Source organism: Ralstonia sp. R-29, from assembly GCF_049913345.1.
Classification (GTDB): domain Bacteria; phylum Pseudomonadota; class Gammaproteobacteria; order Burkholderiales; family Burkholderiaceae; genus Ralstonia.
On the sequence record NZ_CP184377.1, the window covers coordinates 1,316,266 to 1,337,744 of the forward strand.

The 21,479-nt window shown below is 64.2% G+C and carries 24 protein-coding genes and 1 tRNA gene; 14 read left to right on the top strand and 11 right to left on the bottom strand.

Going from position 1 to position 21,479, the window contains the following annotated elements:
* The first annotated feature begins 1 nt into the window (after position 1).
* From pstC to phoR, 6 genes are all read left to right on the top strand, one after another.
* Positions 2-976: a phosphate ABC transporter permease PstC gene (gene pstC, locus ACN9M1_RS06155; protein ID WP_426398280.1), complete on the top strand. Its 975-nt coding sequence runs from the start codon at positions 2-4 to the stop codon at positions 974-976.
* A gap of 38 nt (positions 977-1,014) precedes the next feature.
* Positions 1,015-1,899: a phosphate ABC transporter permease PstA gene (pstA, locus tag ACN9M1_RS06160; RefSeq protein ID WP_426398282.1), complete on the top strand. Its 885-nt coding sequence runs from the start codon at positions 1,015-1,017 to the stop codon at positions 1,897-1,899.
* Positions 1,896-2,687, top strand: coding sequence for a phosphate ABC transporter ATP-binding protein PstB (gene pstB / locus ACN9M1_RS06165; RefSeq protein ID WP_426398284.1), 792 nt, complete (start codon positions 1,896-1,898; stop codon positions 2,685-2,687). Before pstA ends, pstB begins: the two co-directional genes overlap by 4 nt.
* A gap of 32 nt (positions 2,688-2,719) precedes the next feature.
* On the top strand, positions 2,720-3,433 hold the full coding sequence (gene phoU, locus ACN9M1_RS06170; protein WP_426398286.1) for a phosphate signaling complex protein PhoU: 714 nt from the start codon (positions 2,720-2,722) through the stop codon (positions 3,431-3,433).
* Positions 3,434-3,455: 22 nt separating this feature from the next.
* Complete coding sequence (gene phoB / locus ACN9M1_RS06175; protein ID WP_252684284.1) at positions 3,456-4,169, top strand: phosphate regulon transcriptional regulator PhoB; 714 nt, start codon at positions 3,456-3,458, stop codon at positions 4,167-4,169.
* A 97-nt stretch (positions 4,170-4,266) separates the two neighbouring features.
* A complete protein-coding gene (gene phoR, locus ACN9M1_RS06180; RefSeq protein ID WP_426398288.1) occupies positions 4,267-5,595 on the top strand; it encodes a phosphate regulon sensor histidine kinase PhoR in 1,329 nt (442 codons plus the stop codon).
* A 69-nt stretch (positions 5,596-5,664) separates the two neighbouring features.
* Here phoR and ppk1 read toward each other — a convergent pair whose 3' ends face one another.
* Complete coding sequence (ppk1, locus tag ACN9M1_RS06185) at positions 5,665-7,836, bottom strand: polyphosphate kinase 1 (RefSeq protein ID WP_426398290.1); 2,172 nt, start codon at positions 7,834-7,836, stop codon at positions 5,665-5,667.
* A gap of 174 nt (positions 7,837-8,010) precedes the next feature.
* On the opposite strand from ppk1, the gene ppx reads away from it, so the two are divergent.
* A complete protein-coding gene (gene ppx, locus ACN9M1_RS06190; RefSeq protein ID WP_426398292.1) occupies positions 8,011-9,552 on the top strand; it encodes an exopolyphosphatase in 1,542 nt (513 codons plus the stop codon).
* 75 nt (positions 9,553-9,627) lie between these two features.
* On the opposite strand, the gene ACN9M1_RS06195 is transcribed toward ppx, so the two are convergent.
* The 5 genes from ACN9M1_RS06195 to ACN9M1_RS06215 all read right to left on the bottom strand — a co-directional run bounded on the left by ACN9M1_RS06195 (position 9,628) and on the right by ACN9M1_RS06215 (position 12,517).
* Complete coding sequence (locus ACN9M1_RS06195; RefSeq protein ID WP_426398294.1) at positions 9,628-10,461, bottom strand: GNAT family N-acetyltransferase; 834 nt, start codon at positions 10,459-10,461, stop codon at positions 9,628-9,630.
* Positions 10,462-10,601: 140 nt separating this feature from the next.
* A complete protein-coding gene (gene sixA, locus ACN9M1_RS06200; protein WP_426398296.1) occupies positions 10,602-11,075 on the bottom strand; it encodes a phosphohistidine phosphatase SixA in 474 nt (157 codons plus the stop codon).
* A 131-nt stretch (positions 11,076-11,206) separates the two neighbouring features.
* A tRNA-Pro gene (locus tag ACN9M1_RS06205) sits at positions 11,207-11,283 on the bottom strand.
* Positions 11,284-11,318: 35 nt separating this feature from the next.
* Entirely contained in the window at positions 11,319-12,140 is an 822-nt protein-coding gene (locus ACN9M1_RS06210) for a sulfite exporter TauE/SafE family protein (protein WP_426398298.1), read from the bottom strand.
* Between the two features lie 14 nt (positions 12,141-12,154).
* Positions 12,155-12,517 (bottom strand): ArsR/SmtB family transcription factor, encoded by a 363-nt coding sequence (locus ACN9M1_RS06215; protein WP_366172492.1) that lies wholly within the window; start codon positions 12,515-12,517, stop codon positions 12,155-12,157.
* An 88-nt stretch (positions 12,518-12,605) separates the two neighbouring features.
* Between ACN9M1_RS06215 and ACN9M1_RS06220 the strand changes: the two genes are divergently transcribed.
* Positions 12,606-13,466 carry an MBL fold metallo-hydrolase gene (locus ACN9M1_RS06220; protein ID WP_426398301.1) on the top strand — a complete coding sequence of 287 codons (861 nt, stop codon included), beginning with the start codon at positions 12,606-12,608 and terminating at the stop codon, positions 13,464-13,466.
* Between the two features lie 15 nt (positions 13,467-13,481).
* Here the strand turns inward: ACN9M1_RS06220 and ACN9M1_RS06225 are convergent, their stop codons facing one another.
* On the bottom strand, positions 13,482-14,378 hold the full coding sequence (locus ACN9M1_RS06225; protein ID WP_426398303.1) for a LysR family transcriptional regulator ArgP: 897 nt from the start codon (positions 14,376-14,378) through the stop codon (positions 13,482-13,484).
* A gap of 73 nt (positions 14,379-14,451) precedes the next feature.
* On the opposite strand from ACN9M1_RS06225, the gene ACN9M1_RS06230 reads away from it, so the two are divergent.
* Positions 14,452-15,102 carry a LysE/ArgO family amino acid transporter gene (locus ACN9M1_RS06230; RefSeq protein ID WP_426398304.1) on the top strand — a complete coding sequence of 217 codons (651 nt, stop codon included), beginning with the start codon at positions 14,452-14,454 and terminating at the stop codon, positions 15,100-15,102.
* A 65-nt stretch (positions 15,103-15,167) separates the two neighbouring features.
* Positions 15,168-15,485 (top strand): hypothetical protein, encoded by a 318-nt coding sequence (locus ACN9M1_RS06235; RefSeq protein ID WP_426398306.1) that lies wholly within the window; start codon positions 15,168-15,170, stop codon positions 15,483-15,485.
* 10 nt (positions 15,486-15,495) lie between these two features.
* On the opposite strand, the gene ACN9M1_RS06240 is transcribed toward ACN9M1_RS06235, so the two are convergent.
* Together ACN9M1_RS06240 and ACN9M1_RS06245 are read right to left on the bottom strand one after the other, a co-directional pair.
* Entirely contained in the window at positions 15,496-15,951 is a 456-nt protein-coding gene (locus tag ACN9M1_RS06240; RefSeq protein ID WP_426398308.1) for a universal stress protein, read from the bottom strand.
* 79 nt (positions 15,952-16,030) lie between these two features.
* Positions 16,031-17,041: a zinc-dependent alcohol dehydrogenase family protein gene (locus ACN9M1_RS06245; RefSeq protein WP_426398310.1), complete on the bottom strand. Its 1,011-nt coding sequence runs from the start codon at positions 17,039-17,041 to the stop codon at positions 16,031-16,033.
* A gap of 148 nt (positions 17,042-17,189) precedes the next feature.
* Between ACN9M1_RS06245 and ACN9M1_RS06250 the strand changes: the two genes are divergently transcribed.
* Positions 17,190-18,416, top strand: a complete 1,227-nt coding sequence (locus ACN9M1_RS06250; protein ID WP_426398311.1) for an MgtC/SapB family protein — start codon at positions 17,190-17,192, stop codon at positions 18,414-18,416.
* Here ACN9M1_RS06250 and ACN9M1_RS06255 read toward each other — a convergent pair whose 3' ends face one another.
* Both ACN9M1_RS06255 and ACN9M1_RS06260 read right to left on the bottom strand, forming a co-directional pair.
* On the bottom strand, positions 18,417-18,599 hold the full coding sequence (locus tag ACN9M1_RS06255) for a YgaP family membrane protein (RefSeq protein ID WP_426398313.1): 183 nt from the start codon (positions 18,597-18,599) through the stop codon (positions 18,417-18,419).
* A gap of 32 nt (positions 18,600-18,631) precedes the next feature.
* Positions 18,632-19,099, bottom strand: coding sequence for a CBS domain-containing protein (locus ACN9M1_RS06260; protein WP_426398315.1), 468 nt, complete (start codon positions 19,097-19,099; stop codon positions 18,632-18,634).
* Positions 19,100-19,408: 309 nt separating this feature from the next.
* Here ACN9M1_RS06260 and ACN9M1_RS06265 point away from each other — a divergent pair, with 309 nt between their 5' ends.
* Genes ACN9M1_RS06265 through ACN9M1_RS06275 form a run of 3 tightly spaced genes read left to right on the top strand, consistent with a single transcriptional unit; the run spans position 19,409 to position 21,447 of the window.
* Positions 19,409-19,909, top strand: a complete 501-nt coding sequence (locus ACN9M1_RS06265; RefSeq protein WP_426398317.1) for a universal stress protein — start codon at positions 19,409-19,411, stop codon at positions 19,907-19,909.
* A 16-nt stretch (positions 19,910-19,925) separates the two neighbouring features.
* Entirely contained in the window at positions 19,926-20,765 is an 840-nt protein-coding gene (locus tag ACN9M1_RS06270) for a universal stress protein (protein ID WP_426398319.1), read from the top strand.
* 28 nt (positions 20,766-20,793) lie between these two features.
* Positions 20,794-21,447 carry a BON domain-containing protein gene (locus tag ACN9M1_RS06275; protein WP_426398320.1) on the top strand — a complete coding sequence of 218 codons (654 nt, stop codon included), beginning with the start codon at positions 20,794-20,796 and terminating at the stop codon, positions 21,445-21,447.
* Positions 21,448-21,479: the final 32 nt, after the last annotated feature.

Genomic DNA, 21,479 nt, shown 5'->3' on the forward strand with positions numbered 1-21,479 from the left:
CATGGCCACGCTTTCTGATTCCTCCGGCGCCTCCAGCATGCGCGCGCCGAGTCGCACCGGCGATCTGCTGTTCGGTGGTCTGACCCGCCTTGCGGCCATCATTACGCTCTTGCTGCTGGGCGGCATCATTGTCTCGCTCATCATCAGTGCTTGGCCGTCGATTCAGAAGTTCGGCCTGTCGTTCCTGTGGAACGCGGAGTGGGATCCGCCCGCCGACGTGTATGGCGCGCTGGTGCCGATCTACGGCACGCTGGTCACCTCGCTCATCGCGCTCATCATTGCCGTGCCCGTGAGCTTCGGCATTGCCCTGTTTCTGACCGAGCTGTCGCCGGCCTGGCTGCGTCGACCGCTGGGTACCGCCATCGAGTTGCTCGCAGCTGTGCCGTCCATCGTGTACGGCATGTGGGGCCTACTCGTGTTTGCGCCGATCTTTGGCGAATACTTTCAAACGCCGCTGGCCAATACCATCGGCAAGATTCCGTTCATCGGTGCGCTGTTCCAGGGTGCGCCGATCGGTATCGGCCTGCTGTGCGCCGGGGTGATCCTGGCGATCATGATCATCCCGTACATCTCGGCGGTGATGCGCGACGTGTTCGAGATCACGCCGACGCTGCTCAAGGAATCCGCCTACGGCGTGGGCTGCACGACGTGGGAAGTCATGTGGAACGTGGTGCTGCCGTACACCAAGGCCGGCGTGATCGGCGGTGTGATGCTTGGCCTGGGCCGTGCGCTGGGCGAGACCATGGCCGTGACGTTCGTGATCGGCAACACCAACCTGCTGTCGGATGTGTCGCTGTTCTCGCCGGGTAACAGCATCACCTCGGCGCTGGCCAATGAATTTGCGGAAGCGGGCCAGGGCCTGCACACCGCGGCGCTCATGGAGCTGGGCTTGATCCTGTTCGTCATCACGTTCATCGTGCTGGCGGCGTCCAAGCTGCTGCTTCTGCGTCTGCAGAAGGGCGAGGGTAAGAAGTGAACCAACGCGACCTGCCCGAAGCTATGAGACCCAATACCATGCGTACGCCTTCCATTCCTGCCGTCCGCGCCGACTCGGAGAAGATCAAGTCGCGCCTGCAGGCCCGTCGCCGCAACGTCAATCGTGTGGCGCTTACGTTGTCGCTCGCCGCCATGGCCTTCGGCCTCGTCTGGCTGGCGTGGATTCTGTGGACCACGCTGTCGCTGGGCGTGGGTGGTTTGTCGCTGTCGCTCTTCACGGAGATGACGCCGCCGCCGAACACGCCGGGAGGCGGCCTTGCCAACGCCATCGCGGGCTCGTTCCTGCTGGTGGGTATGGCTACACTGATCGGCACGCCGCTGGGCATCCTGGCGGGCATCTACTTGGCCGAATACGGCAAGACGTCACCGCTGGCCAGTGCCACGCGCTTCATCAACGATATTCTGCTGTCGGCGCCGTCCATCGTCATCGGCCTGTTCGTGTATGCGCTGGTGGTGGCGCGCGTGCAGCACTTCTCGGGCCTCGCTGGCGTGCTCGCGCTGGCGCTGCTGCAGATTCCGATTGTGGTGCGTACCACCGAAAACATGCTGAACCTAGTGCCCAACGCCATGCGTGAAGCCGCCATGGCACTCGGCACGCCCAAGTGGAAGATGATCCTGTCGATCACGCTCAAGGCATCGTATGCCGGCGTGATTACCGGTGTGCTGCTGGCCATCGCCCGCATTGCCGGTGAGACCGCGCCGCTGCTCTTCACCGCGCTGAACAACCAATTCTGGAGCCTGGACCTGAACCAGCCCGTGGCGACCATGCCGGTGGTGATCTTCCGCTTTGCGATGAGCCCGTTCCCCGAGTGGCAGCAGTTGGCCTGGGCCGGGGTGTTCCTGATTACGCTGGGTGTGCTGGGGCTGAACGTCCTTGCGCGTGCCTTGTTCACGAAGAAATGATCATGACTGCTACGTCCCTCGAAGTGCGCACGCAACAACCCAAGATCGATGTTCGCGACCTGAACTTCTACTACGGCAAGTTTCATGCGCTGAAGAACGTCTCGCTGCAGATTCCCGAGAAGCAGGTGACGGCCTTCATCGGCCCGTCGGGCTGCGGCAAATCCACGCTGCTGCGTACGTTCAACAAGATGTACGCGCTGTATCCAGAGCAGCGTGCAGAAGGCCAGATCAACATGGACGGCGAGAACCTGCTGACCTCGCGCATGGACATCGCCCTGTTGCGCGCCAAGGTGGGCATGGTGTTCCAGAAGCCGACGCCGTTCCCGATGTCGATCTACGACAACATCGCCTTTGGCGTGAAGCTGTTCGAGCGTCTGTCGCGCTCGGAAATGGACGACCGCGTGGAATGGGCGCTGACCAAGGCCGCGCTGTGGAACGAAGTGAAGGACAAGCTCAACCAGTCGGGCTATGGCTTGTCGGGCGGCCAGCAACAGCGTCTGTGTATCGCACGCGGCATCGCCATCCGCCCCGAAGTGCTGCTGCTGGATGAGCCGTGCTCCGCGCTGGACCCGATTTCTACCGGCAAGATCGAAGAACTGATCGCCGAACTGAAGGATGACTACACCGTCGTCATCGTCACGCATAACATGCAACAGGCGGCGCGCTGCTCCGACTACACGGCGTATATGTATCTGGGTGAGCTGATCGAATTCGGCGATACCGAAAAGATCTTCATCAAGCCGCAGCGCAAAGAAACGGAAGACTACATCACCGGCCGTTTTGGCTGATCTGCCACGCTGAAACGACAAGGAGAAAAACGATGTCCGAGAAACATCTGTCATCGCAATTTGATAGCGACCTGACTTCCATCAGCACCAAGGTGCTGCAGATGGGTGGCCTGGTCGAAGCGCAGATCGCCCGTGCGATGCGCGCCCTGGCCAACTTCGACACCGCCATGTGCGATCAGGTGCTCGCGGTGGAGCAGGAGATCAATGCACTCGAAATCGAAATCGACGGCGACTGCAACAACATCATCGCGCGCCGCCAGCCGACCGCGCGTGACTTGCGCTTGGTGATGGCCATTTCCAAAACCATCACCAACCTAGAGCGCGCCGGCGACGAGGCCGCCAAGATCGCCAAGCGCGCCAAGCGCCTCATGCAAGACCAGCAGGCGCATGCGCTGAACTACGCCGGTGTGGAACGCTCGGGCGAGATGGCCGCGACCATCCTGCGCCACGCGCTAGACGCCTTCGCGCGCCTGGATACCGCGGCGGCTGTGTCGATCCTGCAGGAAGACAAGGCCATCGATGAGGAATTCCGTGGCTTCATGCGCGAGCTCATCACGTACATGATGGAGAACCCGCGCACGATTTCGGTGGCGCTGGATCTGCTGTTCATTGCCAAGGCTATCGAGCGCATTGGCGACCACGCCAAGAACATCGCAGAATTTATTATCTACATCGTCAAGGGAACCGACGTTCGGCATGCCGGACGCGAAGCGCTGGAGCGTGAAATCCTGGGCGAGGGCGAATAAGAGAGGGATTGGAGACGTGAGCATGCCGAGCAGTATTCTGGTCGTGGAAGATGAACCGGCGATCGCCGAACTGATCGCCGTCAACCTGCAGCACGCAGGGCACTACCCGATCCGCGCCTACAACGCAGAACAGGCACTTTCGCTGATGAGCGACGTGCTGCCCGACTTGGTCCTGCTGGACTGGATGTTGCCGGGCAAGTCCGGCGTGATGTTCGCCAAGGAGCTACGCGCCAACGAGCGCACGCGCCAGATCCCGATCATCATGCTGACGGCCCGGAGCGAAGAGCAGGACAAGATCATGGGCCTCGACAGCGGTGCCGATGACTACGTCACCAAGCCGTTCTCGCCCAAGGAACTGCTGGCCCGCATCAAGGCCGTGCTGCGCCGCCGTGCGCCGCAGCTGACCGACGATGTGGTCGCCATCAACGGCCTGAAGCTGGACCCGGCCACGCACCGCGTGACGGCCACGAACACCGAAGCAGAAAACCCGATCAAGCTCGACCTGGGCCCAACCGAGTTCCGCCTGCTGCATTTTCTGATGACGCACCCGGAGCGCGTGCACAGCCGCTCGCAGCTGCTCGATCAGGTCTGGGGCGATCACGTCTTCGTGGAAGAGCGCACAGTGGACGTGCACATCAAGCGTCTGCGCGCGGCACTCGCCCCAGGCGGCTACAGCAACATGATCGAAACCGTGCGCGGCAGCGGCTATCGCCTAGCGCGCAATCCGGGGCAGTAACCCTTCGCTGATCTGCCGCGCGATTCTGCTTGTCGTCGATCGCGCGGTCATGCGATGCAGTCTACGATCCTTGCGGTCCAGCGCTTAGAATGCCTTCATGAACGTCTTCTGGACCCGTTTCGCCGTCTTTGGTGCTCTGCTGGGCATCATCACGGCATGCCTGTATGTGTTCGCCAATCAGGTCATCGCGCTGGCTGTGCTCAGTGCAATGCTGTTGGCGATGCTGCTCTATTACGTCTACCAAATTCAGCGCCTGTGGCGCGTGCTGGATTCGCCCGCCTATGGCGAGATCCCCAGCGCGATCGGCCTGTGGGGTGAGGTCTACTATCGCCTGCACCGGCTGGTGAAGGGTTGGCGCATGCAGGTGCTGCAGGTGGAGCAGCAGCACAGCCGCTTCATCCAGGCCATCCAGGCATCACCCAACGGCGTGCTGATGCTGGATGCCGAAGACCAGATCGAATGGTGCAACGCCGTGGCCGAGGAGCACTTCGGGCTCTCTGCCAAGCGTGATCTGCGCCAACGCATTACCCACCTGATCCGCCGACCGGAGTTCGTGCGCTATCTGGCGCGCGGCGAGTTCGAGGAGCCGCTCACCATGCATGACGTGGGCCCGCACAAACAAAGCATCGTCTCTGCCCAGATCCTGCCGTACGGCGAGGATCGCAAGCTGCTGGTGTCGCAAGACATCACCAAGCTGGAGAACACCGAGGCGATGCGGCGTGATTTCGTCGCCAACGTCTCGCATGAACTGAAGACGCCGCTGACCGTGCTCTCGGGTTTTCTGGAAACCGTGCGCGATATTCCGCTGCCCGAAGAAGACAAGAAGCGATACCTGGACATGATGCATACGCAAGCCATGCGTATGCAGCATCTGGTGGAAGACCTGCTGGCCCTGGCCACGCTGGAAGGCAATTCGGAGCCCCCGTCGCTGGCGCCGGTGCCCATGCAGCGCATGATGCTGCAGCTTCAGCATGACATCGAAGCACTCTCTGCCGGACGGCATACCGTGAGCATGTCGTGCGATCCGGCAGTCAGCGTGTGTGGAGCGGAGTTGGAGTTGCTGTCGGCCTTCAGCAATCTGGCGTCCAACGCCGTGCGTTACACGCCGGAGGGCGGCAAGATCCATCTCGATTGGAGCGTGAAGGATGGCCACGCCGTTTACTCCGTCACGGATACGGGTATCGGCATTGCGGCCGAGCACATCCCACGTTTGACGGAGCGCTTCTACCGCGTGGACCGCAGCCGTTCACGCGATACGGGCGGCACGGGCCTTGGCCTGGCGATCGTCAAGCATGTGCTGTCGCGCCACGGCGGTGAATTGCAGGTGACCAGCGAGCACGGCAAGGGCAGTACGTTCCGCGCTGTGTTTCCGCCCGAGCGGACCGTGGTGCGCAGCGCCACCGTGAGCGACGAACGCGCGGCCTGATCGTCGTTCACCTAAACAAAAACGCACGCCGTTGAGCGTGCGTTTTTTGTTTACCAAACCGGAACTGAGCTAGCCGGCCGAGATTTCCACCGGCGCACGCACGGTCGGTTCCGCGGCGGTAGCGGCCGCCACGGCAGCTGCCGTCTCTGCCGCCGCTGCCGCCTGCGGTGAAAAGTGGTTCAGCAATTCCAACTGGCTGATGCGCACGTGCTTGCCGCGCGTTTGACGCTGCATGTACGTGCCGTCCGATTGCATGACCCACGCCGATGCGTTGTCGCGCAGATGCACCTGCAGGCTTTCTTTGATGACGCGCGCCTTGAGCTTGCGATCGAGCACCGGAAAGGCCACCTCCACGCGGCGGAACAGGTTGCGGTCCATCCAGTCGGCACTGGACAGGTAGACCACTTCCTCGCCGCCGGCATGGAACGCATAGACGCGGTGGTGCTCCAGAAAACGCCCCACGATCGAGCGCACGCTGATGTTCTCCGACAGCCCGGCCACGCCCGGCTTGAGCGCACACACGCCGCGCACGATCAGGTCGATCTTCACGCCCGCGCGCGACGCCTTGTACAGCTCATCGATGATGGTCGGCTCGAGCAGCGCGTTCATCTTGCCGATGATGCGCGCACGTTTGCCCGAGCGCGCCGCACGTGCCTCTGCGCGGATATGCTCGACGAGGTTCTCGTGCATCGTGAACGGCGAGTGCCACAGATGATGCAGCTTGACCTGCGCGCCCGTGCCGGTGAGCAGCTGGAACACGTTGTGCACGTCTTCGCAGATCTGCTCGTTGGCCGTCATCAGGCCGAAGTCGGTATAGAGGCGGGCGGTCTTAGGGTGGTAGTTGCCGGTACCCAGATGCGCATAACGGCGCAGCTTGACGGCCTTCCCCTTGCCCGACACTTCACGGCGCACGACCAGCAGCATCTTGGCGTGGCATTTGTGACCGACCACGCCATACACGACGTGCGCCCCGGCTGATTCCAACTGGTCTGCCCAGTTGATGTTCGTTTCTTCGTCAAAGCGCGCCAGCAGTTCGACCACCACCGTGACTTCCTTGCCGTTGAGCGCCGCCTTGATGAGCGCTTCCATCACCGGCGATTCATTGCCAGTGCGGTACACCGTCTGCTTGATGGCCACCACGTCTGGGTCGCGCGCGGCCTGCTGCAGCAGTTCCAGCACGGGCGTAAAGCTCTCGTAGGGATGATGCAAGAGGATGTCGCCCTGGCGGATGGCGTCGAATACGCTGGAGCTGTTTGCCACCTGCTTGACCGTCGCCGGCACGTGCGGCGGGTACTTCAGGATCGGCTTGTCCACCAGGTCAGGCACCTGCAGCAGGCGCACCAGATTCACCGGGCCTTTCACGCGGTAGCAGTCGGCCTCGCTCAGGCCAAACTCCTGCAGCAGTCGGCGCACCAGCGCGGGCGAGGTGTCGTGCGCGAGTTCCAGGCGCACTGCATCGCCGAAGTGGCGGGTCGACAATTCACCCTGGAGCGCCTCGCGCAAATCGGTGATTTCGTCTTCCGATACGAACAGATCGGAATTGCGCGTAACGCGGAATTGGTAGCAGCCATGCACGTCGATCTGCGGGAACAGCTCGTGCACAAAGCCCTGCATGAATGACGACAGCAGCACGAACCCATGCGGATACCCCGACAGCTCCGGCGGCATCTGCACCAGGCGGGGCAGGGCGCGCGGTGCCTGCACGATGGCGAGTTCGGCTTCGCGCCCAAAGGCGTCCTTGCCTGAGAGCTCGATGATGAAGTTCAGGCTCTTGTTGAGCACGCGCGGGAAGGGGTGCGCCGGGTCCAGCGCCATCGGCGTGAGAATGGGAACCAGCTCGCGCTGGAAGAAGCTGCGGCACCAGGCGCGCTGGGCTTCGTTCCAGTTGGTGGTCATGTGGAAGAAGACGCCTTCCTTCTCCAGCAGGGGGAGGATCTCGTCCTGCAGCATGGCATACTGTTGCGCCACAAGCCGCCGCACCTGCTCCGTTACCACCCCAAACGCCTGCTGTACCGATAGCCCATCCGGCGTCATCGACGAAGGGTTGTCGCGCATCTGTTCCTTCAACCCGGCGATGCGGATTTCAAAGAACTCATCCAGATTGCTCGACACGATGCAGATGAATTTCAGCCGCTCCATCAGCGGCACCCCCGGGTCGGCAGCCTGGGCCAGCACGCGGGCGTTGAATTCCAGGATGCCCAGTTCGCGGTTGAGCAGGTCGCCGGCGGGCAGGGTGGACATGTTGCGTTCAGACGGATGACGATCCGGCCACTTTTTCATAGTTAGGTGTCAAATTTGTGACACATTGAAATTGTCATGTTCGGGACACAATAGAGACATATTTTGTTGCGCATTGTTTCGAACGACAATAGTCGCGCCCCCGATTCCGCTTTTTACCCGTTCCCGTTTCCATTCATGAGTCCCACCCCCCGTCTGCTGGCCGCTGTCGACATGGGTTCCAACAGCTTCCGGCTGATGATCGGCCGCGTCGACGAAACCGTCACTGCCAGTGGCGCGAGCAGCAGCCAGATCTTCCAGGTTGATGCGCTGCGTGAACCCGTGCGCCTTGCCGCAGGCCTGACGCAAGACAAATACCTGGACCAGCCCGCGCGCCGCCGTGGTGTGGATGCGCTGCGCCGCTTTGGCGATCGTCTGCGCGACTTCGCTCCCGAGCACGTGCGCGCGGTCGCCACCAACACGCTGCGCGTGGCCAAGAACGCGCAGGAATTCCTGATCGAGGCGGAAGCCGCGCTCGGTTTTCCCATCGAAGTCATTGCCGGGCGCGAAGAAGCACGTCTGATCTACCTCGGTGCCTCGCACGATGCGCCAGCATGCCAGGGCAACCGGCTGGTGGTCGATATCGGTGGCGGCTCGACCGAATTCATCATCGGCAACGGGTACAAGCCCAAGCTGATGGAATCGCTGTATATCGGCTGCGTGTCGCACAGCCGCCATTTCTTCCCGAATGGCAATGTGGACGACTACGCGATGAAGCAGGCCGAACTGGCCGCGCGTCGCGAAATCCAGGTGCTCGTGCAGCAGTACCGTACGGCGGGCTGGAACCAGGCGGTGGGCTCGTCGGGCACGGCGCGCGCGCTGGCGGAGCTGATCGAGCTCAACGGCTTCAACGACAAGGGCACCGACCACGGCATCATCACGCGCGAGGGGCTGGAGCGCCTCAAGCGCGCGCTCGTCAAGGTGGAGAATACCAATCGGCTGAAGCTGGCTGGCCTGAAGGCGGATCGTATTCCGGTGCTGCCGGGCGGGCTGTCGATCATGCTGGGCGTGTTTGCCGAACTCGACATCGACCGCATGGACGTGACCGACGGCGCGCTGCGCCTGGGCGTGCTGTATGACCTGCTGGGCCGCACGCACCACGAAGACATGCGCACGGTGACGATCGAGCAGTTCATGCGCCGCTACAACGTGGACCGCGCACAAGCGCACCGCGTGCGTGATGCGGCGACGTCATTGCTGTCGCAGTTTCCCGATCCGCCCGATGAGCGTCGGGAGGACAACCTCGCGTTGCTGGGCTGGGCGGCGAATCTGCATGAGATCGGCATGAGCATCTCGCATGGCGGGTACCACAAGCATTCGGCTTATATCGCCAGCCATGCGGATATGCCCGGCTTTTCCAAGACGGATCAGGCGCGCCTGGCCACGCTGCTGCTGGGGCACGCCGGCAAGCTGGGCAAGCTTTCGGGCGGGGGCAAGTTCCTCGATTGGCGAATGCTGTTCAGCCTGCGCCTAGCGTTTGTGCTGTGCCGTCGGCGTGGTGCGATCCAGCTGCCCGAACTGCGTGTACGCCATAGCGAGGGCGAGCTTAACGAAGGCGGCTTCGAAGTCGAGTTGCCCAAGAGCTGGATCGAGCAGAACCCGCTGGTGGAATACAGCCTCACGAAAGAAGCCGACGAGTGGCAGCGCATTGGCCGCCGCTACAAGGTGGTCTACGTGTAAGCGGATCGTCGTTACGACGCTCCAAAACAAAACGGCCCGGTGTGATCCGGGCCGTTTGCATTGGTGCGGGTGTTTTCAGCCGCGCAGGAAGTGGCGGGCGTAGCGCGGGTTGATGTCTGACAGGCGCAGCAGGGTGAGGAAGTCGGCGACGTTGAAGTCGGGGTCCCAGGCCGGCGCGCCGCAGATTTGCGCGCCCAGGCGCAGGTAGCCCTTGACCAGCGCGGGCGGCTCGACTTCGAGAGTCTGGTTCAACTCATCTACCGGCAACGGCACACGCGGGAAGGCGTGGTACTCGATCGGCGCCAGCGAGCCGTCGTCGACGAAGCTGCGATAGAGGCTCGCGGCAAAATGGCCGCCGTCGCCCATCGACACGCTGGCGCAGCCGAGCATCGATTCAAAGCCGTAGCGCTGCATGTATTCGCCTAGGCCGGCCCACAGCGCCATGATGACGCTGCCGGAGCGGTAGTCGCGGTGCACGCACGAGCGGCCCAGTTCAACCATCTTCGGGCGCAGGTGCGTCAGACGCACGAGGTCGAATTCGGATTCGGAGTACAGGCAACCGATCTGCTTGGCGGCGTCGGGGCGCAGCACGCGATAGGTGCCGACCACACGCAGCGTCTTCTGGTCGCGCACGATCAGGTGATCGCACACGGCGTCGAACATGTCGACGTCCAGCTCGGTGTGGGCCGAGGGCAGGCGGGCGCCCATTTCCTCGGCAAAGACCTTGTAGCGCAGGCGCTGCGCTTCGGTCACTTCATCCTGATGGCGCGCCCACGAAACAGCCAGAACAGGCTTGTCACGCGTCGGAACAGCGTCGGGTGAGCGAGGAAGGCCCCTCCGAGCGTTGCCCAAATTCAGGCTCGGCAGTGCGTCGATCAACGGCTGGGTGGGCGTCGGCAAGTCTCGCATTCGTGTATCCCCCAAGGGTGGCCAGGGTTGGCTTTCGGGGGCGATTCTAGAGACGCCGCATGACAGATCAGCGACAAAAGCGTGTCAAGCGTGACCGTTGCATGAATTTTGCGTGTCGTTAGCGTGACAAGGCTAATGTGTCACACAAGGTCCGGGCTGACCACCGCGCGCAGCACGGTCTGGGCTTGGCCCTCGCGCACGCGGCGGCACAGCCACCAGACACCGGCTTTCTTCACACTCCAGTCCATTTCGGTGCCCGCAATCAGCAAGCTGGCCAGGCGGCCGATCCACGGCTGATGTCCGACGAGCAGCAGGTTCGTGTTCGACGGCCAGTCGATGGCGGCGAGGATCTCGCTGACATCCGCGCCAGGGGCGATTTCCGGCAGCGTGTGGAAATGCTCGGTGAGGGCGCGTGCGGTTTGTTGTGTGCGGACGGCTGGGCTGGCGATCACACGTGTGCCCTCGGGCAAGCGAGGACGCAGCCACGCGGCCATCTTTTCGGCTTGTTTCTCGCCGCGCCTGGTCAGTTCTCGTTGGAGATCGGTGTTGCGCTGAATACGCAGCGGCGCGGCAATGTCTTCGGCTTCGGCGTGGCGCCAGAGGATGAGGTTCATGGAGGATGGGTCGAGCGGTGCGTCAATGCTGTCGTTATAGCATCGCCAGATGACACCATCTGCGGCCCCAAAAGCAAAAGCGGCTGACGTGGATCACGCAAGCCGCTTTTGTTGTCCTGCCAATTCAATTCTGGTCGGAGCGGAGAGATTCGAACTCCCGACCCACTGGTCCCAAACCAGTTGCGCTACCAGGCTGCGCTACGCTCCGAAGCCGGCGATTGTACCGCTTCTGCCACACGGAGGTCAAATGAACGTTCTGGCGATCAATCCGAGTGCCACCACGCCCGCAAATGCGGCGAAGCCTTGCTGAAGCGCCGGGCCTGCCAGATGCCGCGCAAAGCTGCGGCCGAGCAGCATGCCCGCGAGCGCGCCCGCTGCAAATGGCAGGGCAATCTGCCAGTCGACATGCCCGCCGAGGGCCGAGGCGACCACGCCGCCAGTGGACACCAGCGCAATCACCGCCAGCGACGTTGCGACGATGGTTTGCATCGGCAGATCGGTTGCGCGACGCAATGCCGGCACAATCACAAAGCCGCCGCCCACGCCCAACAGCCCCGACAGAAAACCCGCGCCCACGCCCGAAGCGGCCAGGGCGCGCGCGCACGGCAGCGTCCAGATGAGCTTGGCGGTGGTGGTGTCGAGATGGCAGGGCGTCGATGCACGATCCGCCGATTCCGCATTGGCAGACACACCATGCGCCTGGCGGAACATCCGCACCGCCACGTAGCCGAGCACCATGGCAAACAGCACCGTCAGCGGCGTGTTGGGCACGCGATGCGCCACCCAGATGCCGAGCGGTGAAACCGCGACGCCGCACAGCGCCATCAAGCCCGCCGCCTTGTAGCGGACGCGGCCCTCGCGCAGACCCAGCACGGCGCCAAGCCCGGCCGAGAGGCCTACCGCCAGCAGCGCAATCGGCGCAGCTTGCGACACCGTCAGACGCAACCCAAAGATGAGCAGCGGCACCGCCACGATGGCACCGCCTGCGCCCGTCAGCGCCAGGATGAGCCCCACGACCGAGCCCAGCACCGCGCTGATGATCCAGCCTGCTTCCAGTGGAGACACGTTCCGCGCTCCAGTTACTGGACGCTCTTCATGACCTTGCCGCAGTACAGGTCAGAGAGCGTTTGCATGATCTGGATGACCTCGAAACTGGCCAGGCGGTAGTAGATGTACTTGCCTTCGCGGCGGGTGGCGACGAGGCCCTCGTCGCGCAGCACACCAAGGTGTTGCGACAGGCTCGGCTGGTGCAGGCCGACCAGGGCTTCCAGCTCGCCCACGTTGCGCTCGCCTTGGGTGAGCTGGCAGAGCAGCAGCAGGCGGTCTTCGTGGGCCATGGCTTTGAGCACGGCGCACGCCTGCGAAGCAGAGGCGCGCAGCATGGAGATGGCCGCTTCGGGCAGCGGAGTCACTTCGGTGGGGGCAGGGGTTGGATCAGTCATCAGGGCGGGAGGCGCAATTTGGACGCTTGGCAGAACGCAATATCTGGCGATATTCTATAAAAATATAGATTGTTTGCGGAAGCCCTCCATGCACGCTCAGATCGAACCCTTTTTCGACCCCGATACCTGCACGATGACGTATGTGGTCCATGCCGGGCCCGGTACGCCTTGCGCCGTCATCGATTCGGTGCTCGATTACGACCCGAAATCCGGCCGTACGCGCACCCAATCGGCGGACCGTGTGGCGGCGTTCATTGAGGCGCAAGGCTTGAAAGTCGAGTGGCTGCTGGAAACGCACGCGCACGCCGATCACCTGTCGGCCGCGCCGTACCTGCGCGGGCGCTTTGGCGGGCGCATCGCCATTGGGGAGCGCATTCGCGTGGTGCAGGGGGTGTTCAAGCCGATCTTCAACCTGGAGCCCTCGTTCCAGCTCGATGGCTCGCAGTTCGACCACCTGTTCGCGCCGGATGAGGTGTTCCGCATTGGCGAGATCGAGGCGCAAGCGCTGGCCGTGCCGGGCCATACACCGGCTGACATGGCGTATCGCGTGGGCGATGCGGTGTTCGTGGGCGATACGCTGTTCATGCCGGATGTCGGCACCGCGCGGTGCGATTTCCCTGGCGGCGATGCCTGCACGCTGTACCAGTCCATTCGCCGCCTGCTGGACTTGCCGGCCGATACGCGGCTCTATATGTGCCACGACTATCCGCCCAACGGCCGCGAGGCCATGAGCCACACCACCGTGGCGGAACAGCGCCGCGCCAACATCCACGTACGCGACGGCGTGACCGAGGCCGAGTTCGTGCAGATGCGCACCCGGCGCGATGCCACCCTCGGCATGCCCACGCTGATGCTGCCGTCCATTCAGGTGAACATCCGCGCGGGTGCGCTGCCGCCGGCGGAGCCCAACGGCGTGCAGTATCTGAAGATTCCGCTGAACGCGCTCTAAGCCCGCTTCAAGCCATCAAGGCGCACGCAGCGCAACGCGCGCGGCTGCCATGACCTCGCGGCTCAGGCCATCCAACAGCGCGGACGCCGCACGTGCGTGCTGCCAGTGCAGTGGCACATCCAGCGGCGTGTCGGGCACCAGTTCGACGAGCGAGCCGTCTTCAAGATGAGGCGCGATCAGCGCCTGCGGATGCAGCCCCCAACCCATGCCGGCCAGTGCGGCCGTCACAAAACCCTGCGATGAGGGCAGCGTGTGGTGCGGCAGCTCCACATGCCGATGACACAGCCGCCGCGCCCAGTGGGCCTGCAGTTCGTCCTTGGTGTTGAACAGCAGGCTGGGCGCCTGTGCCAGCGTGCCGGCACCCACGCCATCGGCGAAATGGCGCGCCATGAAGGCCGGGCTCGCCGCCGCCACGTAGCGCATGGCCCCGAGCGGACGGCTATTGCAGCCTGCGGCGGGCCGCGCCGTGGCCGTCACGGCGGCCAGCACCGCACCGCTGCGTAGCCACTCCGTGGTGTGGTCCTGATCATCCACCGCCACTTCCATCAGCACCGGTTGTTCCGCAGCGAAACGCGCGATGGCCGGCGCGAGCCACGTGGCCAGGCTGTCGGCGTTGACGGCAATCGGCAGCGCAACGCGTGCAACGCCTTCGGGCGCGAGCGTCGGCAGGGTGGTCTGCAATTCCTGTTCGAGCAGCCGTACGCGGTCGATGTGCTGGCACAGGCGGCGCCCCGTCTCGGTCGCGCGGCAGGGCTGGTCGCGCACCACCAGGGCGCAGCCGACGCGCTCTTCCAACAGGCGAATGCGTTGCGAAATGGCCGATGGCGTGACATGCAGCGCGCGCGCTGCACGCTCGAAGCTGCCTTCGCGCACGACGGCAGCCAGTGCTGAAAGGGCAGCGTAATCGAGCATGGCGTAAGTTTTTCTTAATTGGATGAAGAAAGGATAGTTTGTCTTCATCTTGTGGGGCAGGCAAGCTGCGCGCATGACGACTTCCATCCACTCGCTTCCACCCATGTTTCCCGTCTTTCTGCAGGGCTTGACGCTGAGCCTCGGGTTGATCGTGGCCATTGGCGCGCAGAACGCATTCGTGCTGCGCCAGGGTTTGCGTCGCGAGCACGTTGGCAGCGTGGTGTTGTTTTGCGCCTTGGTCGATGCGCTGTTGATCAGCGCGGGCGTTCTCGGCATGGCACAGGCGCTGGGCGACCGGCCCGGGCTGGCGCGTGCCTTAGCGCTGGCCGGCGCGGCGTTCCTCTTGATGTACGGCTGGCGGGCACTGCAGCGTGCGCGGCAATCCAGCCAGTTGCGGGCCTCCCAAGCCGGCGATGGCCTAAGCCGAGTGGCTGCGCTGACGCAGGCGGCGGCCTTCACGCTGTTCAACCCGCATGTCTATCTGGATACCGTGCTGCTGGTGGGCAGCATCGGCGCCCAACAAGCGGCGGCATTGCGTGGGTGGTTTGTGGCGGGCGCGAGTTCGGCCAGCCTGTTCTGGTTTGCTTCGCTGGGCTTTGGTGCGCGTTGGCTTGCGCCATGGTTTGCGCGGCCCAGGGCTTGGCAGGTGCTGGACGGGTTGATTGGCGTGACGATGCTGGTGTTGGCGGCGCTGCTGCTGCGCCATGCGCTCGTGGGTTTGTGAGCACGTGCGGGTCAGCTATAGTCCGCGCTTTCGTCGTGGGTACATCTGACCTATCCGACCATTCCATGCAGGACATCGCGAAAGACACACTGCACCAGTTCCTGGTGACGCATTTTGATCTGGTCGTCGACCCGGTTGAGCGAGGCCAGGCGCGCACCTATTTTCTCGGGCACGTCGTGTGGCATCCGTCTACCACGACGCGCATCCTGCATGTCCAATACGGCGGCGATGACGCTGTGCGCCATATCCGGCTGTGCGTATCGTCGGACAACAACAATAGCGTGCTGATGCGCGCGCCGATCTCACTGCAGGACTTGCGGCAAGCGGTGACGGACGAGATTGCGCGATACACGTCGCGCACCATGCACGGCGTGTCTCGCTGAGGCGCAGTTCTTACTCCTCCACCTCGCTGCGCACCATCAGCACCGGCTTGTTGGTCTTGCGGACGACGCCTTCGGCCACGCTCCCCATCAAGAGGTGTTTGAGCCCACGTCGGCCATGCGTGCCGAGCACGATGAGGTCGGCGCCGGTTTCGTTGGCCTCGCTCACGATGGTGGCGGAAATCTGTCCTGCGGCAACGGCGTGTTCGAGCAGCTTGGTGAAGTGCTTGATGCCGGCGGCCTCGAGTTTGGCCGCGGCGTCGGATAGGGTGTCGCGACCATAGGTGGTGACACGTTCCGCGTAGGTAATGGCGTCGAAGCCGACCATATCGATGGCCGCGTCCGTGGTGTCGGCCACGAACAGCGCCTCGACTTCCGCGCCGGTGGCCTTGCCCACGACAATCGCCTGATGCAGCGCCAGTCGCGAAGCATGGCTGCCGTCAATGGCGAGCAGGATACGTTGGTACATGGCGGCCTCCCGAGTATGTGCGGACTCATGCCGCATGTCTTCAGCGTAGGCGTGGCGGTGGCGCGCCCATTGATGCACATCAACCGTCTTGGCGTGCCACGCGCAGTACGGCGGCGCCCGCTACGCGGCCCGCGCGCAAGTCATCGAGCGCGACGTTGGCCTCGTGCAGCGGATACGGTGTGACATGCACCTGCAACGGCACTTCGGCCGCCACGCGCATCAGCGCCAGACCATCCGCGCGGGTCAGGTTGGCGACGGACATGAGCTTGCGTTCTTCCCACAGCAGGCGGTATGGGAACGCCGGGATGTCGCTCATGTGAATGCCACCGCAGACCACCACGCCGCCCTTGGTCACGGCCTGTAGCGCTTGCGGCACCAGCGCGCCGACAGGCGCAAAGATCAACGCGGCATCCAGGGGTTCGGGCGGGGCCTCGTCGCTGGCGCCGGCCCAGCACGCGCCGGTCTCCATGGCGAGCCGCTGGGCCGCGGTGTCGTTGGCACGTGTAAAGGCGAAGACCTTGCGTTGCTCGGCAACGGCGATCTGCGTGATCAGGTGGGCGGCCGCGCCAAAGCCGTAGATGCCGACTCGTCGCGCATCACCGGCCATGCGCAAGGTGCGGAACCCGATCAGACCCGCACACAGCAGTGGGGCCGCATGGGCGTCGTCGTAGCGCTCGGGAATCGGCAGGCAGTAGCGTGCGTCGCAGACCACGTATTCGGCGTAGCCGCCATCGCGCGTGTAGCCGGTGAAGGCGGGGCGGTCGCACAGGTTTTCCTGCCCATGCAGGCAGAAGGGGCAGACGCCGCAGGTCCAGCCGAGCCACGGCACGCCTACGCGTTCTCCCGGTGCGGGAGCGGCCACGCCGGGGCCACACGATTCCACCGTGCCGACGATTTCATGGCCGGGGATCAGCGCGGCTTTGGGGTGTGCGAGTTCGCCGTCGACGATGTGCAGGTCTGTCCGGCAGACACCGCAAACCGACACGGCGATCCGGACTTCACCCGGCCCCGGCACCGGCTTGGGGACGGTGCGCCGTGCCAACGGTGCCCCTGCGTTCTGGAGGACCATGGCTTGCATGGATTCAGGCATGGATGTCTCCGGCTGAGGCTCATGTGTTGAGTATGGTCGAGCGGCGGCCGGCCGTCGCATGGGGCCAGGCATGCCACTGCGCTGCGTCAAACGGCAGGGGCGGCCGGCGCGCATACTGAATCATCGAATGGACGCGGCCACGCATGTGATGTCTTCGTTATTGTCGTTCTCGGTTGCGCTCGGGCTGGGCTTGGCGATCGGTCTGGAGCGCGAGCGCAGTCACCCCGATACGGCGGAACTGACCGCCGGCATGCGGACGTTTGCCATTGCTGGCTTGGCGGGCGCGATTGCCGCCAGCCTGCCGATTCCACTTGCCTTGCCGATGGTGCTGCTGGCGGTGACGGTGTTGGCTGCGCTGAGCTATCACCACTCCGCGCAGCAAGACCCAGGTGTGACGACCGAAGTGGCGCTGGTGGCCACCACCTTGCTGGGGGCCTACGCAGTGGTTGCCCCCGACATGGCCGCAGGCCTGGGCACCGTGTTGCTGGTGCTGTTGTATGCCAAGGCCGCCTTGCATCGGTTTGCCCGCACCGTCATCACCCAGCGTGAACTGGCTGACCTGCTGACGCTGGCCGTGGCCGCGCTGCTGGTGTGGCCCGCCATTCCCGATCGCCCCATGGGGCCGCTGCAGGTGTGGAACCCGCATACGCTTTGGCTGGTGGTGCTGCTCGTGATGGTGACGGGCAATGCGGGACACCTGGCGGCGCGGTGGCTGGGCAGCCACATCGGGTTGCCGCTGGCCGGGCTGTTCAGCGGGTTTGCCTCCAGCGTGGCGACCATCGCCACCATGGGCGGGCGGGCGCGGGCGCAGCAGGCGTCTGTGGAAGGTGCGGTTGCCGCTGCGTTGATGTCCAACGTTGCCACGCTGGTCCAGATGGCCTTGCTTGTCGCGGCGGTCAATGTTGCGTTGCTCAAGCTGATGGCGCTGCCATTGATGGCCGCCGGAGTGGGCGTTGGCGCGTGGGTTGCCTTCTGGATGCTGCGTGATCGCAGCGCGCCTCAGGCAGCGGAAGACAGCGCGACCTCGTCGATTGACTGGCGCATCGCCATCGGCTTTGGAGGGTGGACCGCTGCACTCTTGCTGGTGACGGCCTTGGCAAAGATGTGGTTTGGATCGGTGGCTGTGGCTGCCGTGACCCTGTTGGGTGCCCTGGCAGATGTGCATGCCGCCACGGCTTCCATTGCCGCGCAGACGATCAATGGCACTCTTGCGCCTCCGACGGCCAGCCTGCTGATCATGCTGGCCCTGACGGTCAATACGCTCGCCAAGCTGGTGGCGGCACTCGGCGGCGGCAAGGTCTTTGCGGGCCGTGTTGCCATCGGCCTGCTGACCATGGTGGCCCTGGGTTGGGCGGGTTTCTTGGTGGTGCGTTGATCAATCCCGGCCAATGCCCAGCACCCAATAGAGCGGGCAGATGCGAATCACGCCCGTCACCAGTGGCACCAGGCCTAGCCAGCCCACCCACACCGGCACCTTGCCGAACGCAGCCAGCAGAATCATGGCGATGCCGATCAGGATGCGGACAACGCGATCGGGGGTTCCAACATTGGGCAGCATGATGTGCTCCTCGTGGTGAGAAAGAAGACGCGCTAGACCGTCAGATGTGACGGTGTGCTTGAAGCCGGTTCCGCGCAGCGGTCGCGGCCCAGGATGCCGGCGAGCAGTGTCCATTCGCTGCCCATCGCGCGGATGGCGTCGTCCAGCGTGAGCATGCCGATCAGCCGTTGCTGCGCGTCGATCACCGCCAGCCGATGCAAGCCGTGGCCCATCATCGTGCGCAGCGCCTCGCTGATGACAGCATGGCCCTGGATGGTCAGCACGCCACGCGTCATGGCCTGGGCCACCGTGGCGCGGGAGCAATCGTCGTGGTCGGCGATCCCGTGGACCACCATGTCGCGGTCGGTGACGATGCCCGCTACGCGCGTGCCGGTTGCCGTTTGCTCGGTCACGAACAGCGCACGCAGACCCTGGTCCCGCATCATCCGGGCGGCTGTCTGCAGCGTCGTCGACGCCGAAACGTGGACGATGCGGCGCGAGCAAATCTCGTCAACCCTCATGCTGGACTCCGTTGCACATTCATTTTCACTATAAGGACGGGGCGCTATCGGGTGTTGATCCCGCACAAGGTGTGAGGCCCCTGCGACGCGGCTTCTCCTGGGTGGGCGTCGCGGCAAATAGGCGGATGAGTCTAGCGGGCGTCGCATCTTGCCCATTGAGGCAGATCAAGCGATCGCCACGCACCAGCGCTGGGCCAAACGCTGATGTAAATCAAGGGGCCACCGCGCAGTTGATCCAACATGGAAGCAGACAAACCGAGGCCCGCATGCCGAACCCTGCGTGCAGCCCGTTTGATACGGAGGCTCACCATGTACGACAGGATCCTGGTAGCGCTGGATGGCAGCGAAACCGCCGATCGCGCCCTCGACCAAGCCATCGAGCTCGCACGCAAGCTGGATGCAGAACTGGTCATCGCTCACGTCATTGACAACAGCTACCTCAAGTACGACGTCGGCTATATCGACGTGCGCGGCTTTACCGAAGCGCTCATCGACCAAGGCAAGCAGATTGTGGGCACCGGCCGCGCAAAAGCCGAGAAGGCTGGGGTGCGCGTCAAGACGATGGTGGTGGATGACCCCATCGGCACGTTCGACATGGGCTACGCCATTGAACAGGCGGCCCACGATGTGGATGCCAAGGCCATCGTGCTCGGCACCCACGGCCGGCGTGGCTTCCGGCGGATGCTGCTGGGCAGCGTGGCCGAAGCCGTGGTGCGGCAGAGCCGGTTGCCGGTGCTGCTGGTGCGTGCCACCGAGGCGCAAGCCGAGCACGAGGGAACCCAGCCGCTCTCCAACGTCGTGATTGCCTAAACGTTAAGGAGCCGACATGACCTATGCCAGCGTGATGGTGCATCTGGATGCCAGCGAAGCCGCCGTGCACCGCCTGCACCTTGCCATGCAGTACGCCCGCGCACACCACGCCCGGTTGATCGGCGTGTATGCCAGCTTCATGCCGAGCCCCAGTTGGTTCTACATGATGGAAGGCGCGGCGCGATACCTGGAGGAAGACCGCCACCGCCGCGACCGCGTGCGGGACGTCGTGCACGCAAACTTTCGTGACGCCACGGCAGCACTGGGCGAACAGGCCGAGTGGCGCGCGGTCGAGGGCGACCCGCTCGCCCTGGTGCTGCGCGAGGCGCGCGAGGCGGATCTGCTGATCGTCGGCCAGCGCAACCCGGATGACCAGACTGGCTTTGTTGCAGCCGATTTTGTAGAAACGCTGATTCTCGAATCCGGGCGGCCCGTGCTGGTGGTGCCTTACGCCGGGCGGTTTACCGAGGTCGCCCAGCGGCTACTGGTGGCATGGAGCGGCGGGCGTGAATCGGCGCGCGCGCTGCACGATGCGCTGCCGTTGATGCCGGGTGCCAGCGTGCGCGTGTTGCAGATGCTGGGCGAACGCCCGCCGCACTGGGCCGAAGACACCACGGTCGGCCAGGTGGCCCGCGCGCTCAAAGTGCACGGCATTGATGCGACCGTCGAAGAGGTGCGCTGTGTGGAGTCGGATGTGGCGATCGGTGAGATGCTGCTCTCGCGCGCCGCCGACAGCAACGCCGATCTGATCGTGATGGGCGCCTACGGCCACAGCCGCCTGCGCGAGCTGGTGCTGGGCGGGGTCACGCGCACCTTGCTGGCCACGATGACGGTGCCGGTGCTGCTGTCCCACTGAGCGCGCGCGTGAATCGAAGGAGCGCACCATGAAAGGCGACATCGTACTCAAGCACGATGTGGAGGAAGAACTGGAATGGGATCCGGCCGTACAGGACGACCGCTTTGCCGTGCGCGTCAAGGACGGTGTGGTCACGCTGACCGGCAGCGTCGACACGTTTGCCGACAAGGCCGCTGCTGAGGACGCCGCCCGGCGTGTGGCGGGCGTGACGGCGTTGGTCGTGCACGTGGATGTACGCGTGCCGCCCGACATGCGCCGCCCCGACGAGGAGATTGCCCAGGCCATCTGCGCCGCGCTGCACTGGAACACCTCTGTGCCCGAAGGTGCCGTGGCGGTGACGGTCGACGACGGCGCGGTGACCTTGCGCGGTGAGGTCGACCAGGATTTTCAGCGTCGTGCTGCTCTGGACACCGTGCGCCGAGTGCGCGGCGTTCGGGCCGTCGCCAACGCGCTCACCTTGCGTGGCGCGGTGGGCCCTACGGATCTGACCGCCCGCATCACGAAGGCGCTGGAGCGTCAGGCCATATTGGATGCAGCGCGGGTGCATGTGTCGGTGGTGGACGGTACGGTCACGCTGACCGGCGCGCTGCGCAATCTCAACGAGTGCCGTGCCGCGCGCGAGGCTGCGTGGGATGCGCCCGGCGTGCGGGCCGTCATCGACCATCTGTGGGTGAAGGCCTGACCGCGTCAATCCTGTGCCCCGAATTTCGCGCC